The organism is Enterobacter sp. CCUG 70166 (assembly GCF_020224095.1).
Classification (GTDB): Bacteria; Pseudomonadota; Gammaproteobacteria; order Enterobacterales; family Enterobacteriaceae; genus Enterobacter; species Enterobacter intestinihominis.
On the sequence record NZ_NRIQ01000068.1, the window covers coordinates 1 to 16,252 of the forward strand.

A 16,252-nucleotide genomic window follows, 5' to 3' on the forward strand; every position below is an offset into this window, starting at 1 on the left:
TGTGGGGAACCCTCAGCCCCGTGGGTGCGGGCGTCAAACCGCACGATGGTTCTTCCTGTACTGCAGCGGCGTCTCGCCAATCCCTTTTTTAAACGCGCTGATAAACCACGTCACGTCGGAAAAACCCGTCTGTGCGGCAATGTCACGCACGCTCGAATCAGTGTGGAGTAAACACTCACACGCCTTACGCAACCTTAGCGTATTCAGGTAGTCGTGAATTTTTTCGCCCGTTTCCGCATGGAATTTTCGCGATACGTAGCTGCGGGATTTTCCCAGCTCATTGGCCAGCGCATCCAGACGAAATTTCTCCTGATAATGCTCGTCGAGCCAAAACATCACCTGGCTGGCGATCCCCTGGCTGTTTCCCGGCTCGCCGTCGCGATCGTCGGGCAGCATCGCGAACAGGCCGATCAGCAGGCTGGCGATGCTCTCGCCGTTCATCGGCGGTTTATAGCAGCTAAACAGATGGTCGATATGATGATGGAAGTGGGCTAAATCGGCGACCCACGCTTCGCCGCCACGGCGTGACAGCCGCTCCAGACGCTGCCGGGTCTGGGGAAAATCCCGCAGGATCTTCAGCACCGCGTGCTGGTCGAGATGAATAATGGTGCGGCGGTAAATTGCCTCCGCCTGTTCGTCCACCATGACCTTGTGCAGCGTAAAAGGCGGGAAGAAAAACAGCCGTCCGGGGCGCATGGTGTAGTGACGATTATCGACAATCGCCACCCCAAAGCCCTCTTCCACATAGAGGATCTCCAGACACTGGTGCCAGTGATGGTAGCGCACGGTATTGGCAAACAGGCGGCTGAACGAGGCCACGGTATCGTTCAGGGCGATCAGTTCCAGAAGATCGGATGTCGGCGTGTCGCGCATAGTGCAATAAAACTCAACTTTTTCCCGTCTGACCGTCTTTATAAACCACCTTTTTAAATTTTCTCAACTTGAGGTTTATTCATCGTTCATGCCTGTGACACGGCTAACATTTCTGCCCCTTGCGGATTCACTATGCTTTGCCGCAGTTGATTACGAGGGCGAACCGATGTGGGCGGCAAACAAAGAAAAATCAAATCCGTTGTCTTCACGCCAGGATGTAGTGGCGTCGTTGAATGCATTTTTACAGGCGCTGGACACGCAATTTCCGGCGAACCGTTCACGATTCTCGCTGGGTGATACCTGCGCCCATTACACAGCGGATATTGCGCAGATGGAGGGACTTTCCCGCGCGCTGTGGGGGCTGTTTCCGCTGATAGCATCCGGCGAAAGCACGCCGTTCAGCGAGAAGTACCTTACTGCCATTAAGCTTGGTACCGACCCGCAAAGCACCGGCTACTGGGGTGAAACCGGCCCGTACGATCAGCGTCTGGTGGAGATGGCGGCCTACGGTCTGGGGCTCGCTCTGCTGGGAGATAAACTCACCGCGCACTTTACCGGGCGCGAGGTGATGAACCTGCACGCGTGGCTCAACCAAATCACCGACGCGCAGATGCCGGACAGCAACTGGAACTATTTTGCCATTATGGTCCAGCTCGGCTTTAAGCGCGCCGGCCTGCCGTACGATCAAGCCGCCATTGACCACCGCTTTGCGCTGATGGACGCCTACTATCTCGGCGACGGCTGGTACTCCGACGGTCCCGGCCGCCCGAAAGACTATTACATCTCCATGGCTTTCCATTTTTACGGCCTGATTTACGCCACCCTGAGTGACGACGAGGCGAGGGCAAAGGTGCTGCGCGAGCGCTCGCGTCTGTTCGCGAAAGACTTTATCTACTGGTCCGCCGCCGATGGTGCCTCGGTGCCGTTTGGCCGCAGCCTGACCTACCGCTTTGCCATGGTTGCCTTCTGGAGCGCGGTGGCTTTTTCTCAGCTGGACGTCTTCACCCCGGGTATCGTGAAGGGCATTGTGCTGCGGCATCTGCGCTGGTGGCAGCAGCAGTCGATTGTCGATCGCGACGGTATTCTTACCCTGGGGTTTGCGTATCCGAACCTGGCGATGTGCGAGGATTACAACTCCCCCGGTTCACCGTACTGGGCGCTGAAAACCTACCTGATCCTGGCGCTGCCGGAGGCGCATCCGTTCTGGCAGGCCGACGAGCAGCCGCTGCCCGCGCTTGCTGAAAAACATGTGATCCCGCATGCGCAGCAGATCCTGATGCATTCGAAAGCTTCGCAACACGTCGTCATGCTCACGGCTGGTCAGCTGGAGCTGAATAACTACGTTAACACCGAAGCGAAATACACCAAATTTGCCTACTCCAGCCGCTTCGGATTCACCATTGAGCGCGGGCGTTTTGGCCTGAAGCATGCCGCCTGCGATTCGATGCTGCTGCTGGCGGACGGAGATGACTATTTCCGCGGTCGTCGCGAGTGCGAAGAGGTTCGGGTGGATGAACATTACATTTTCTCGCGCTGGTCGCCGTGGCGCGACGTGCAGATTGCGACCTGGCAGATCCCGTTCGGGGAGTGGCACCTGCGCCTGCACCGCATCAACAGCGCGCGCACTCTGCAAACCGCCGAGGGCGGCTTTGCGGTGATGAAAACCGCCCACCAGGTGCGCGATCGCGGTTGTTATCTGATGGCTGAAAACGGCAGCAGCGTCATTGTCGATCTTTCGCCGGTCATTCACCGCCAGCCAGACAGCATCGTCACGCCGCCGAACAGCAGCATTATGTTTGCGGAGTGCGCTTCCATTCCGTTGTTAAAGGCCGACCTCCCGCAAGGGGAAAGCTGGCTCTGTTGCGCCGTTCTGGCTGGCGGAAAACAGCCCGTTGCGGCGACGCCGCAGCTGAATATAACCCATAGCCGGGTCGTCATTAGCGAACCCGGAAGCGAACGTAAGCTGTCGTTCACATTATAAAAATCTGGCCCTACACGTCGGCGAGGATGATATGAAAAGCACATCGACAACTAACAGAACTGAATATTACAAAATCAGTAGCTTTATCTTTCTCTATTTCTTTACCTGGTCTGCCAGTATTGGACTGCTGGCGATCTGGCTTGGCCAGAAAGCCAATCTCAGCGGCTCGGTGATTGGAACCGTTTTTGCGGTGAACGGGATATTCTCCGTTATTCTTAAACCGATCTACGGCTATATTCTCGATAAGATCGGCATGAGCAAATACCTGCTCTATTTTGTGGTGATCATGTCGGCCCTGATGGCGCCGTTCTTTATTTACGTATACCAGCCGCTGTTAATGTCTAATACCCTGCTGGGGATTATTATCGGCGCGCTCTATTTAAGCTTTGCCTGGTACGCGGGTGTGGCGGCGTGCGAATCGTATTCTGACCGCTTTAGCCGCTTAAACGGCATGGAGTTCGGGCAAATTCGCATGTGGGGTTCGCTCGGCTGGGCGGTGGCATCGTCCTTCTCCGGCCTGCTGTTTAACCTCTCACCGGCGTATAACTTTATTCTCGGCAGCGTGGCGTCGGTGGTGATGCTGATCGTCCTGCTGAGCCTGAAAGTGAACACTAACTCCATTCACGCGGGCGAGGTGCTGACGAAAGAGAAAATCGCCCCGTCAGACGTTTACGCCCTGCTGCGAAACCGCAAATTCTGGGCCTTCTGCCTGTACGTGGCGGGCGTGGCGTGGATGATGTTTATCGCCGAGCAGCAGTTCTCGCGCTATTTCGTCACCTTCTTCGATGATATTCATGAGGGCAACGCGGTATTCGGTTATCTCGGGACCGTGCAGTCGGGCATGGAATTTGTCATGTATATGGTGGTCCCGCTGTTTGTGAACTTTATTGGCGCCAAACGCGGGCTATTAATTGTCGGGCTGGTGGTCGGGGCGCGTCTGATTATTTCCGGCATGTGTGATTCTCACCTGTTAATTTCAGTGCTTAAGCCGCTGTACGGTCTGGAAATTTGTCTCCTGCTGGTGTCGGTATTTAAATATATCGCCGAGCATTTCGACAAGCGCGTCAATGCCACCATGTATTTACTCGGCTATCAGGCAATGCTCTACGTTGGCAACGTGGTGGTCTCTTCCCCAGCCGGGTATATGTATGACCGTATTGGCTTTGAGCACACCTATATCATCATGGGCGCAACGGCGCTGACCTTTACCCTTATTTCTGCTTTTACGTTATCCGCCTGTCAGAGCAAATGGCGCGGGGCTCGTGCGCTGAACGTAGCAGAAACGTCAACACGATAAATTACGCCGTCAAAGAAGGAACCGAAATATGTTAAGTCGTATCAAAGAAGAACGTCTGCCTGTTATCGCTGCGCCCGTTGACTCCCGCGCATTCAGCGATGAACTGAATTCGGCGCGCAGCCACGTTCTGGACCTGATTAGCCGTCATTTAACGGAGTTCGGCGACAAATTCCCGGCGGAAACCTGCCAGAACGGTTTTTATCCGCTGACTGACAACGTGGAGTGGACCACCAGCTTCTGGACCGGGCAGCTATGGCTGGCATGGGAGATGAGCGGCGAGGAAAAATTCCGCGCGATGGCGGAAAAACACGTGCGCTCGTTTGGCCTGCGCATCGCCGGGCGCAACGACACCAACACCCACGATTTAGGCTTCCTCTACACGCTCTCCTGCGTAGCCGCGTGGCGGCTGACCGGAAACCGCGAGGCGCGCGGCTTCTCGCTGCTGGCGGCGGAAGCTCTGCTGGAACGCTTCCACGAGAAAGCGAAGATCATCCAGGCGTGGGGCGATCTCTCCGATCCGGACCAGGCCGGGCGGATGATCATCGACTGCAACATGAACCTGCCGCTGCTCTACTGGGCAACGGAGCAGACGGGCGATCCGCGCTTTGCCGACGCCGCAAAAGCGCACGTCATGCAGGCGGCGACGTACCTCATTCGTGACGATGCCTCCACCTTCCACACCTACTATATGGATGTGACAACCGGCGCACCGCGCTACGGCAACACCCAGCAGGGCTACGCCGACGACTCCTGCTGGTCACGCGGGCAGGCGTGGGGAATTTACGGCTTCCTGCTGAGCTATATCTATACCGGCGACGAGACGATGATCGCCCTGTCAAAACGGCTGGCGAACTACTTCCTCAATCGCCTGCCCGACGACTACGTCTGCCACTGGGATCTGGCGCTGGTGGGCACCGACGCGCTGCGTGACTCTTCCTCGGCGGCGATTGCGGTATGTGGGCTGCTGGAGCTGGTGAAACACCTGCCGGTCACGGATCCGGATCGCGAGCGCTACATGGAATGGGCTAAAGGCATTATGTCGTCACTGACGAAACACTATCTGATGGGGAGAGAAGAAAAGGGCAACGGGCTGCTTAAACACTCGGTTTACCACCTCGGGAGCAACAAAGGCGTGGATGAGTGCGCAAGCTGGGGAGATTACTTCTACGTTGAGGCGCTGGAGCGTTTCACCCGGAGCTGGAAACTGTACTGGTGACTGGCCGGGGGATTACCATCCTAGCACGTCTTTAATGACGCGCCGGTAGGGCGTATCAAGCTGGGCAGGCACGCGGCAAATATAGTCCCGCGCATGGCTGCGGGTCTCTCCGCTGAGGCCGTCGAGATAAGCGATGGCTTCGTCCACGGCAGGAACCCTGCCTTCCTGTGACGCGCTTCTCGGCGGGAGCCCGGTCCAGATGATCGCTTCAATACCTTTCTCCCTGGCCCATGTTGTCAGGATACCCGTGTCGCGTCCGGTGATTAGTAGCGAGCCAATACCATCGCAGCGATCCTCGGGAATGGCTTCGCGCTCACGCAAAGCGCGGCAGGCCACGCTCAACGTTGTGGCCTCCAGCCATGCCCAAAGCACCGGCACGGCAGGGGCATTCATACAGATGGCGGTCGCCAGTTCACCGCCATCGCTGACCCGACAGAACTCGACGGGCAAAGAAGGCCCGTCGGTCTGCCACTCACCGGCTACCGGTAACGCGCCGCTTTTCCAGATTAACGAACCCCAGCCAAGACAAGCTATTTTCATTCTGTTCCTCTGCGCGACGTGAACCGACTGTTTTAGACGTTATGCTTTAGGAATACGCAGCGTCTGGCCGGGATAGATTTTATCGGGGCTGGAGAGCATAGGGCGGTTAGCCTCAAAAATCTTGTTGTACTGGTTAGCATCGCCGTACACGGTTTTAGAGATCGCGCTCAGGGTATCGCCGGATTTCACCGTATAGTAAGTAGCTTCATCTTTGGCATCTGTCGCGGTGATGTTGTTCTCCACCTCGCTGACGCCTGCGATGTTGCCGACGGCGACCTGGATTTTTTCTTTCTGCTCCTGCGTCAGCCCGTCGCCCGTCACGCTGGCTTTGCCGTCGGTGACGTCAACCTGAACCTTATCGGAACCGGGAATGTTGAGTTTCTTGAGGTGCTCGGTGATTTTATCGCTCTGACCCTTATGATCGGTCAGATTGTCCCACAGCTTTTCGCCTGCTTCTTTTACGAAATTAAAAAGACCCATTCCATCCTCCTGTTTAACATGAAGTCAGAATAAGCATAGCAGTTGAGTGTTAAGGTGATAAAAAAAGCCCGGTGGCGTTAACGCTTACCGGGCCTGGGAGGGAAGTTGTAGGCCGGGTAAACGCAGTGCCACCCGGCAAATTTCACAGAACTTAAACCCCTTGCTCCAGAATACGGATATGGGTTTCCAGAACGTCCCCTTTCACCGCGTCGCTCCACGCTTTCATATGCGCGGTCTGCAAATGCGCTTCAAGGTGCGCGACGGTTTCCCACTGCTCAACCATGATGATCGAGTCTGGCGCGGTCGCCTGGAAGCTTGCGCTGGTGGCGGCGTCCACCATTGGCGCGTAGCCGTGGCAGCCTTCTTCTTTCAGTACGGTCGGGATGATCTTTGCGAACTCATCCAGCACCGCCTGGCGGTGATGTTGGCCAGGACGCGTACGGATTTCAGCAATAACGGTAAGCATAATTAACTCCTTCTAATTCCAGGCTACCAGTTAAGCAAAAATTTCCGCGAGATGCTTGCGATATTCTGCGATATAGCGTGGGACGTCCGGCATTTTAATTACGTCATTGACGATAAAGGTCGGCAGCGGCTCCATAGCCAGGAACTGATTCGCTTTGTGGAATGGCAGATACGCGCCGTCTACGCCTACGCCTTCAAAGAACTGATCTTGCTCGGTGAACGCTTCAAGCGGGGCATTCCAGGTCAGGGAGAGCATGTATTTCTTGCCCTGCAACAGGCCGCCGGAACCGTATTTTTTAGACGCGTCTGAGCGGGTGCGGCCGTCGCTGGCATACAGCGAACCGTGACCTTCGGTAAACACATCGTCCATGTATTTTTTCACGGTCCACGGTGCGCCCATCCACCAGCCCGGCATCTGCCAGATAACCACGTCGGCCCACAGGAAGTTCTGCACTTCGGCCTTCACGTCGTAATCGCTGTCCGCGCGCACAACCTTAACATCATGTCCGGCGTCGCGCAGGAAACCATCCGCGACCTCGGTCAGGGTGTCATTGAGCTGGCCTTTAGAGTGCGCAAATTCTTTCGCGCCATTGATAATCAGAATGTTGCTCATTATTTGTCCTCGATGCTGAGAGTATGCCAGGTATTCTACGCGCGAGGACGGAGCGGAAAAATAAGCAAAATGTGCAAAGTCTTTTGCGCTCAGCGCAATAATGGCTACCAGCTGACGGTCACCTCAAAGCCCCCTTCAGGCGCATTGCCCAGCGAGACGCGCATCCCGTGTAACGCCGCGATGCGCTTCACGATAGACAACCCCAGACCGCTGCCGGTGGCGTCCTGGCCCGGTGGACGATAAAAGCGCTCGCCGAGACGCGCCAGCGCATCGGTTGAAATGCCCGGGCCGTTGTCGCGCACGGTAAAGCTTTGGGTGTTCAGCGTCACGTCCACCACGCTGCCGCGCGGGCTGTAACGAACGGCGTTGTCCAGCAGGTTACGCGCCAGCAGGCTCAGCAATAGCGGCTGTCCGTGACGCATCACCTCGGGCGCGTTGACGTTGAGCCGAATATCAATGCCCGCCTGCTGCGCCGGATGCCAGATATCCAGCACCGCGGATTGCAGCAAATCGGCCATCATCACGGGTTCGACGTCATCAAGATTATCCAGTGAATCCAGGCGCGACAGGGTGAGAAGCTGATCCACCAGCCGGGAGGCGCGGTCGATGCCCGCATGCAATTGCCCCAGCGCTTTAGACTGCGCCCCGGGATCGTCAAGGGAAAGCTGCGCCACGTCGGTTTGCACCTTCAGCGCGGCCAGCGGGCTGCGCAACTCATGAGCGGCATCCGAGGTGAAGCGGCGCTCGCGGGCCATCATCTCCTGCGTACGGGCGAAAAGATGGTTAAGCGCATCAAGCAGCGGGCGAACCTCCGTCGGCACGCCGTGGGTGGGCAGCGTATCGGTCGCATCCGGCGAGCGTGAACGCAGGGTCTGCGCCAGGTTTTTCAGCGGTTTCAGTTCCCGGCTCAGCAGGACAATCAGCAACAGCAGCATTACGGGCAGCGCCACCAGCCACGGCGTCAGCTGCGAGCTGACCACGTCCAGCGCCATATCTTGTCGGTACTCCCACTCCTGGCCAACCACCACGCGGTATTTCCCGTCCGGGGAGGTCAGCCACAGGAAACGCCATTCGTCGTTGTCATCCTGCAACCGACCGTCATCAAATCCGTCCCGGCGGTAGTGATAAGGTATGTCGCGCCCGTTCTCACCGTCGTTAAGCACCATGCTGCCGTCTGCGGTGAAGATTGCGAAGGCCAGCGCATCGTCGTCAAGATGGCCGTGTTTGGCTTTTTTCGGCACCTCGCGCATGCGTTCCGGGGCGCGGAGTTCGTCCACGTCCATCGTCAGCAGCCGTTTGGCAAACAGCATCTGCTGGGTATCGAACAGCTTATCGAGCTTGTCGGTCGTCTGGTGCCAGGCCACCACGCTTGCGGCAAACCAGGCCGCCAGGGACAGCAGCAAAAAGAGGAGCGTCAGGCGCAGCTTCAGGCTCAGGCGTTGGGTCAGTTTCATGCGTCACCCAGGGTATAACCGATGCCGTGCACGGTGCGGATAAATTCGCTGCCGAGCTTGCGGCGTAAATGATGAACGTGGACTTCGACGGCGTTGCTGGAGACGTCATCATCCCAGTTGTAGAGTTTCTCTTCGATGGCCTTGCGCGGCAGCACGCGGCCCGCGTTGCGCATCAGCAGTTCCAGCAGGGCGAACTCTTTGGGTTTGAGCACCAGCGTTTCGCCCTCCAGCGTGGCGACAAGACTTGCCGGATCGAGCGTGACCTTGCCGTGACGCAGCTCGCTGCGCGCCTGCCCGTGGCTGCGGCGCACCAGCGCTTCGAGGCGGGCTGCCACTTCAATCAGCGCGAACGGCTTACACAGGTAATCATCCGCCCCCAGGCGTAACCCTTCGACGCGCTGATTCAGCGCATCCCGCGCGGTGAGGATCAGCACCGGTTCGCTCTTACCGCTTTCGCGCCAGGCGCGCAGGATCGCAAGCCCGTCGATTTCCGGCAGCGTCAGGTCCAGCACCACGGCATCGTACGGCGCGGTGTACAGGGCCGCCTGCCCGGTTTTACCGTCGGTAAACCAGTCCACGTTAAAGCCCATTTTGCTTAAGCCCGCTTTGATGCCATCGCCGATGAGCTTGTCGTCTTCTACCAGTAAAATGCGCATATTTCCTCCTTGATGCCGTCAGTAAACCTTCTGCAAGCGCCTGCTGTACAGTAAAAATAAATAAATTTTCCCCTTAAGAAGTTGTTAAGGTTTACCCTGTTTAATGGATTGTGAAACGACATTAAAGGGAGAGATTAAGATGAAAAAATACGCTGCAATTGCTGCCATCATGATGATGACCACTGCCCCTGTTTTTGCTGCACAGGGTGGCTTCTCTGGCCCATCTGCGACACAGACCCAGACGCAAACCCAGCAGGGTGGCTTTGTCGATAATAACGCCAACCTCACTACCGCGGCTAAAGTCAAAGATATGAAGGACGACAGCTGGGTGAAGCTGCGCGGTAATATTACCGAGCGCCTGTCCGATGACCGTTACACCTTCCGCGATGAAAGCGGCGCGGTGGTGGTGGAGATCGACCACAAGCGCTGGAACGGCGTGACGGTGACGCCCCATGATAAAGTCGAACTCCAGGGTAAAATCGATAAAGACTGGAACGAGTTTGAAATCGACGTGAAGCAGGTTATCAAGCTGAACAAATAACCCGGAAAGGGCCGCTTATGCGGCCCTTTTTCTTTGTGACTCAACTCGCCAGATGAGGTAGTATCTGCGGCAATATTGCCTGAAACCCATCGGTTTCTGAGTTGAGGAATCACACGTAATGAGCGATATGGCAGAGCGCCTCGCGCTACATGAATTCACGGAAAACGCCTACCTGAACTACTCCATGTACGTCATCATGGACAGGGCGTTGCCGTTTATCGGGGATGGCCTGAAGCCCGTTCAGCGCCGCATCGTCTATGCGATGTCCGAACTGGGGCTGAATGCGACCGCCAAGTTCAAGAAATCCGCCCGTACCGTCGGTGACGTGCTGGGGAAATACCATCCGCACGGTGACAGCGCCTGCTATGAAGCGATGGTGCTGATGGCCCAGCCGTTCTCTTACCGCTATCCGCTGGTGGATGGTCAGGGGAACTGGGGGGCGCCGGACGATCCGAAATCCTTCGCGGCGATGCGTTATACCGAATCCCGCCTGTCTAAATATGCCGAAGTGCTGTTGGGCGAACTGGGGCAGGGTACGGTCGACTGGGTGCCAAACTTCGACGGTACGATGCAGGAGCCGAAAATGCTGCCTGCGCGTCTGCCGAACATCCTGCTGAACGGCACGACCGGTATCGCCGTGGGCATGGCGACGGACATTCCGCCGCACAACCTGCGTGAAGTGGCGAAAGCCGCCATCACCCTGATTGAGCAGCCAAAAACCTCGCTGGACGATCTGCTGGATATCGTGCAGGGGCCGGACTATCCGACCGAAGCCGAGATCATCACCTCGCGTGCGGAAATCCGTAAAATCTACCAGAACGGCCGCGGCTCCGTGCGCATGCGCGCGGTATGGACCAAAGAGGATGGCGCCGTGGTGATCACCGCGCTTCCGCACCAGGTCTCCGGCGCGAAGGTGCTGGAGCAGATTGCCTCCCAGATGCGCAATAAAAAGCTGCCGATGGTGGACGACCTGCGCGACGAATCGGACCACGAAAACCCGACCCGTCTGGTGATTGTGCCGCGTTCTAACCGCGTGGATATGGAGCAGGTGATGAACCACCTGTTCGCCACTACCGATCTGGAAAAAAGCTACCGCATCAACCTGAACATGATTGGTCTGGACGGTCGTCCGGCGGTGAAAAACCTGCTGGAGATCCTCACCGAATGGCTGGCCTTCCGCCGCGATACGGTGCGCCGCCGTCTGAACCATCGCCTGGAGAAAGTGCTTAAGCGCCTGCATATCCTCGAAGGTTTGCTGGTGGCGTTCCTCAACATTGACGAAGTGATTGAGATCATTCGTACCGAGGACGAACCTAAGCCTGCCCTGATGTCGCGCTTTGGCATCAGCGAAACCCAGGCTGAAGCGATCCTCGAACTGAAGCTGCGCCATCTCGCTAAGCTGGAAGAGATGAAGATCCGCGGCGAGCAGAACGAGCTGGAAAAAGAGCGCGATCAGCTTCAGGCGATTCTGGCGTCCGAGCGCAAGATGAACACCCTGCTGAAGAAAGAGTTGCAGGCCGATGCCGACGCCTTTGGCGACGACCGTCGTTCTCCGCTGCATGAGCGCGAAGAAGCGAAGGCGATGAACGAGCACGACATGCTGCCGTCCGAGCCGGTGACCATCGTGCTTTCCCAGAGCGGCTGGGTGCGTAGCGCCAAAGGCCACGATATCGACGCGCCGGGTCTGAGCTACAAATCCGGTGACAGCTTCAAGGCGGCGGTGAAGGGCAAGAGCAACCAGCCGGTGGCGTTTATCGACTCCACGGGCCGCAGCTACGCTATTGATCCGATCACGCTGCCATCCGCGCGCGGGCAGGGCGAACCGCTGACGGGCAAGCTGACGCTGCCGCCGGGCGCCACGGTTGACCATATGCTGATGGAAGCCGACGATCAAAAACTGCTGATGGCGTCTGATGCTGGCTACGGCTTTATCTGCACCTTTAACGATCTGGTGTCGCGTAACCGCGCCGGTAAAGCGCTGATCAGCCTGCCGGATAACGCACACGTCATGCCGCCGCTGATCATCGAGAACGAAAGCGATATGCTGCTGGCGATCACCGCTGCCGGACGCATGCTGATGTTCCCGGTCAGCGATCTGCCGGAGCTGTCGAAAGGGAAGGGCAACAAGATCATCAGTATCCCGTCAGCGGAAGCGGCAAAAGGCGAAGATAGCCTGGCGCATCTCTTCCTGCTGCCGCCGCAGAGCACGCTGACCATTCATGTCGGCAAACGTAAGATCAAACTGCGTCCGGAAGAGTTGCAGAAGGTGGTTGGCGAGCGCGGACGTCGCGGCTCACTGATGCGTGGCCTGCAGCGCATCGACCGCGTGGAGATCGACTCGCCGGCGCGCAGCAAAGCGGACGACAGCGAAGAGTAACCTGTTTCATCCCCCCTCTTTCCGGAGGGGGATTACCATAAAATTTCCCGTAAAAACGTTGTTAATTCGTGCGTTGCGATTAACAATACGCGCTCGTAATAAAGTCCTTACCTGGCCACAGGTGAAGTATAATTGTCAGCTGTCAGGGCTTCAGAGGTCGCTATGCTATACATTGTTCGTCTTATTCTTACCGTTATTTACTGCATTCTGGTCTGTATTTTCGGATCGATTTATTGCCTGTTCAGCCCGCGTAACCCAAAACATGTCGCGACGTTCGGGCACATGTTTGGTCGCCTTGCGCCATTGTTCGGCCTGAAGGTTGAAAAGCGTCTGCCTGAAGGGGCGGAGAATTTCGGTAACGCCATCTATATCGCTAACCATCAAAACAACTACGATATGGTGACGGCCTCAAATATTGTTATTCCGCCGACCGTAACCGTCGGGAAAAAGAGCCTGCTGTGGATCCCGCTTTTCGGCCAACTGTACTGGCTCACCGGTAACTTGCTGATTGACCGCAACAACCGTGCGAAAGCGCATGGCACCATTGCGGAAGTGGTGGATCAGTTTAAAAAGCGCCGGATCTCAATCTGGATGTTCCCGGAAGGGACGCGCAGCCGCGGTCGCGGCCTGCTGCCGTTCAAGACCGGCGCGTTTCATGCTGCAATTGCGGCAGGCGTTCCAATTATTCCCGTGTGCGTTTCCAATACATCGAATAAGATTAATCTTAACCGTCTGAAAAACGGACTGGTCATTGTCGAAATGCTACCGCCGGTGGATACCTCCAAATACGGTAAAGACCAGGTGCGCGAGCTGGCCACGCACTGCCGCGAGCTGATGGCTCAGCACATTGCACAGCTCGATAAAGAAGTTGCAGAGCGAGAAGCCGCCGGTAAGATTTAACCCGGTTTCGTTCAAGGGAAAACGAATTCCCGCGTTGTTAGTCGTTTCAGATGGAGCTTATATGTCACTCAGTCGGCGTCAGTTTATTCAGGCTTCGGGTATCGCCCTTTGTGCGGGTGCGATGCCGCGGACAGCCAGCGCCGCCGGGCAGCAACAGCCGCTGCCTATTCCGCCGTTGATTGAATCCCGTCGCGGACAGCCGCTATTCCTCACGCTTCAGCGTAGCCACTGGTCCTTTACCCAGGGAACGCGCGCGCAGGTATGGGGCATTAACGGACGCTACCTCGGGCCGACCATTCGCGTGTGGAATGGGGATGACGTCAAGCTCATCTACAGTAACCGGACGACGGAAAATGTCGCAATGACCGTCAGTGGGTTGCAGGTGCCGGGGCCGCTGATGGGCGGCGCGGCGCGCATGATGTCGCCGAATGCCGACTGGGCGCCCGTCCTCCCGATTCGTCAGAGCGCGGCGACATTGTGGTATCACGCCAACACCCCGAACCGCACCGCCCAGCAGGTCTATAACGGCCTGGCCGGGATGTGGCTGATTGAAGATGAGGTCAGTAAAACGCTGCCGATCCCGAATCACTACGGTGTTGATGATTTCCCGATCATTATTCAGGACAAGCGTCTGGATAACTTCGGTACGCCGGAGTACAGCGAGCCGGGCAGCGGTGGCTTTGTGGGCGATACGCTGCTGGTTAACGGCGCGCAAAGCCCGTATGTCGAAGTGTCTCGAGGCTGGGTGCGCCTGCGTCTGTTGAATGCCTCTAACTCGCGCCGCTACCTGCTGCAAATGAGCGACGGCCGCGCCCTGCATGTGATTTCAGGCGATCAGGGGTTATTACCTGCGCCGGTGTCGGTGAAACAGCTGGCGCTTGCGCCGGGCGAACGTCGTGAAATCCTCGTGGATATGACCAACGGGGATGAAGTGTCCGTGACCTGCGGCGAAGCGGCAAGCATTGTTGACCGCATTCGCGGCTTCTTTGAACCGTCGAGCGTTCTGGTCTCCACGCTGGTGCTGACGCTGCGCCCGACCGGCCTGTTGCCTCTGGTGACCGACAGTCTGCCGATGCGCCTGCTGCCGCAGGAAATTGTGACCGGCCCGGCAGTACGCAGTCGCGATATCAGCCTTGGCGACGATCCGGGCATCAACGGCGCGCTGTGGGACGTAAACCGTATTGATATCACCGCTCAGCAGGGAACCTGGGAGCGCTGGACCGTCCGCTCGGAGATGCCGCAGTCGTTCCATATTGAAGGGGTGTCATTCCTGATCCGCAACGTCAACGGGGCGATGCCGTTCCCGGAAGACAGGGGCTGGAAAGACACCGTCTGGGTGGATGGGCAGGTAGAACTGCTCGTCTACTATGGACAGCCGTCATGGCCGCACTTCCCGTTCCTGTTCCACAGCCAGACGCTGGAGATGATGGACAGGGGGTCGGTAGGGCAGATGCTGGTGAATCCGGCACCGTAAAACGAGTCGGGTGGCGGCTTCGCCTTACCCGACCTACAGGCCCGTAGGCCCGGTAAGCGTAGCGTCACCGGGCAATAAATACCCCTTCATTTCCCCCGATAAACCAGCGTATAATCCCGCTCCTTTTGTCTATTTTTTCTTCGGAAGCATTATGAGCGCAATTTCCCTGATCCAGCCGGATCGCGACCTCTTCTCCTGGCCCCAGTACTGGGCAGCCTGCTTTGGACCGGCGCCGTTCCTGCCGATGTCCCGGGAAGAGATGGATCAACTGGGCTGGGACAGCTGCGATATCATTCTGGTGACGGGTGATGCGTATGTCGATCACCCGAGCTTTGGCATGGCGATCTGCGGCCGTATGCTGGAAGCTCAGGGTTTCCGCGTGGGGATTATTTCTCAGCCTGACTGGAACAGCAAAGACGACTTTATGCGTCTGGGTAAACCTAACCTGTTCTTTGGCGTGACCGCGGGCAACATGGACTCGATGATCAACCGCTATACCGCTGACCGTAAGCTGCGCCATGACGACGCTTATACGGCAGATAACGTGGCGGGTAAACGTCCCGATCGCGCGACCCTCGTCTACACCCAGCGATGCAAAGAAGCATGGAAAGACGTGCCGGTGATCCTGGGCGGCATCGAGGCGAGCCTGCGCCGCACCGCGCACTACGACTACTGGTCTGACACCGTGCGCCGTTCGGTGCTGGTGGATTCGAAAGCCGACATGCTGATCTTCGGCAACGGCGAGCGTCCGCTGGTGGAAGTGGCGCATCGCCTGGCGCAGGGTGAAGCGGTCAGCGAGATCCGCGACGTGCGCAACACCGCGATCATGGTGAAAGAGGCGCTGCCGGGCTGGAGCGGGGTGGATTCCCGCATTATCGATATGCCGGGCAAAATCGACCCTATCCCGCATCCGTACGGTGACGATCTGCCGTGCGCGGATAACAAACCAGTTGAGCCGAAGAAAGCGGAAGCAAAGGCCGTGGTGGTGCAGCCGCCGCGTCCGAAGCCGTGGGAAAAGACCTATGTGCTGCTGCCGTCATATGAGAAAGTCAAAGCTGACAAGGTGCTCTACGCACACGCCTCCCGTATTCTGCACCATGAAACCAACCCGGGCTGTGCCCGCGCGTTGATGCAAAAGCACGGCGAGCGTTATATCTGGGTTAACCCGCCGGCGATCCCGCTCTCTACTGAAGAGATGGACAGCGTTTTTGCCCTGCCGTACAAGCGTGTGCCGCATCCGTCATATGGCAACAGCCGTATTCCGGCGTACGAGATGATCCGCTTCTCGGTCAACATCATGCGCGGCTGCTTCGGCGGGTGCTCCTTTACTCTTGTTTTTATGTATTTAGAGTTAAACTCTACTTTTCTATTTTTAGAATTCAAGC

The 16,252-nt window shown here is 57.3% G+C and carries 14 protein-coding genes and 1 pseudogene; 8 read left to right on the forward strand and 7 right to left on the reverse strand.

The genetic code is table 11. The features are described from left to right. Positions 1–33 precede the first annotated feature (33 nt). Positions 34–873, reverse strand: coding sequence for an AraC family transcriptional regulator (locus CKK19_RS24060; RefSeq protein ID WP_022649417.1), 840 nt, complete (start codon positions 871–873; stop codon positions 34–36). Positions 874–1,039: 166 nt separating this feature from the next. Between CKK19_RS24060 and CKK19_RS24065 the strand changes: the two genes are divergently transcribed. The 3 genes from CKK19_RS24065 to CKK19_RS24075 are packed head-to-tail and all read left to right on the forward strand — an operon-like array spanning position 1,040 to position 5,367. After that, the gene (locus CKK19_RS24065; RefSeq protein WP_225455253.1) at positions 1,040–2,854 is read left to right on the forward strand and encodes a DUF2264 domain-containing protein; all 1,815 of its coding nucleotides are present in this window, start codon (positions 1,040–1,042) and stop codon (positions 2,852–2,854) included. 31 nt (positions 2,855–2,885) lie between these two features. Beyond that, positions 2,886–4,151: an oligosaccharide MFS transporter gene (locus tag CKK19_RS24070; RefSeq protein ID WP_022649415.1), complete on the forward strand. Its 1,266-nt coding sequence runs from the start codon at positions 2,886–2,888 to the stop codon at positions 4,149–4,151. Positions 4,152–4,179: 28 nt separating this feature from the next. Further along, positions 4,180–5,367: a glycoside hydrolase family 88 protein gene (locus CKK19_RS24075; protein ID WP_063854384.1), complete on the forward strand. Its 1,188-nt coding sequence runs from the start codon at positions 4,180–4,182 to the stop codon at positions 5,365–5,367. Between the two features lie 12 nt (positions 5,368–5,379). On the opposite strand, the gene CKK19_RS24080 is transcribed toward CKK19_RS24075, so the two are convergent. The 6 genes from CKK19_RS24080 to qseB form a co-directional block, all read right to left on the reverse strand. After that, on the reverse strand, positions 5,380–5,907 hold the full coding sequence (locus tag CKK19_RS24080; protein WP_023298611.1) for a hypothetical protein: 528 nt from the start codon (positions 5,905–5,907) through the stop codon (positions 5,380–5,382). Positions 5,908–5,946: 39 nt separating this feature from the next. Further along, positions 5,947–6,387, reverse strand: coding sequence for a peptidoglycan-binding protein LysM (gene lysM / locus CKK19_RS24085; protein WP_022649412.1), 441 nt, complete (start codon positions 6,385–6,387; stop codon positions 5,947–5,949). A gap of 151 nt (positions 6,388–6,538) precedes the next feature. After that, positions 6,539–6,853, reverse strand: a complete 315-nt coding sequence (locus tag CKK19_RS24090; RefSeq protein ID WP_003862506.1) for a putative quinol monooxygenase — start codon at positions 6,851–6,853, stop codon at positions 6,539–6,541. Positions 6,854–6,883: 30 nt separating this feature from the next. Next, positions 6,884–7,465, reverse strand: coding sequence for an NAD(P)H-dependent oxidoreductase (locus CKK19_RS24095; protein WP_022649411.1), 582 nt, complete (start codon positions 7,463–7,465; stop codon positions 6,884–6,886). A 104-nt stretch (positions 7,466–7,569) separates the two neighbouring features. Beyond that, positions 7,570–8,919, reverse strand: a complete 1,350-nt coding sequence (gene qseC / locus CKK19_RS24100; RefSeq protein ID WP_023306956.1) for a quorum sensing histidine kinase QseC — start codon at positions 8,917–8,919, stop codon at positions 7,570–7,572. Next, positions 8,916–9,575: a quorum sensing response regulator transcription factor QseB gene (gene qseB / locus CKK19_RS24105; protein ID WP_063854385.1), complete on the reverse strand. Its 660-nt coding sequence runs from the start codon at positions 9,573–9,575 to the stop codon at positions 8,916–8,918. The genes qseC and qseB overlap by 4 nt, the downstream gene beginning before the upstream one ends. 139 nt (positions 9,576–9,714) lie before the next feature. Here qseB and CKK19_RS24110 point away from each other — a divergent pair, with 139 nt between their 5' ends. The 5 genes and pseudogenes from CKK19_RS24110 to CKK19_RS24130 form a co-directional block, all read left to right on the forward strand. Beyond that, the gene (locus CKK19_RS24110; protein ID WP_063854386.1) at positions 9,715–10,116 is read left to right on the forward strand and encodes a YgiW/YdeI family stress tolerance OB fold protein; all 402 of its coding nucleotides are present in this window, start codon (positions 9,715–9,717) and stop codon (positions 10,114–10,116) included. Positions 10,117–10,234: 118 nt separating this feature from the next. Beyond that, positions 10,235–12,493 (forward strand): DNA topoisomerase IV subunit A, encoded by a 2,259-nt coding sequence (gene parC / locus CKK19_RS24115; protein ID WP_023298608.1) that lies wholly within the window; start codon positions 10,235–10,237, stop codon positions 12,491–12,493. Positions 12,494–12,655: 162 nt separating this feature from the next. Then, a complete protein-coding gene (gene plsC, locus CKK19_RS24120; protein WP_022649406.1) occupies positions 12,656–13,393 on the forward strand; it encodes a 1-acylglycerol-3-phosphate O-acyltransferase in 738 nt (245 codons plus the stop codon). Between the two features lie 61 nt (positions 13,394–13,454). Next, positions 13,455–14,867 carry a cell division protein FtsP gene (gene ftsP / locus CKK19_RS24125; RefSeq protein ID WP_023298607.1) on the forward strand — a complete coding sequence of 471 codons (1,413 nt, stop codon included), beginning with the start codon at positions 13,455–13,457 and terminating at the stop codon, positions 14,865–14,867. A 151-nt stretch (positions 14,868–15,018) separates the two neighbouring features. Beyond that, positions 15,019–16,194, forward strand: a pseudogene (locus CKK19_RS24130) (YgiQ family radical SAM protein); the annotation flags it as partial. Between the last annotated feature and the right edge of the window lie 58 nt (positions 16,195–16,252).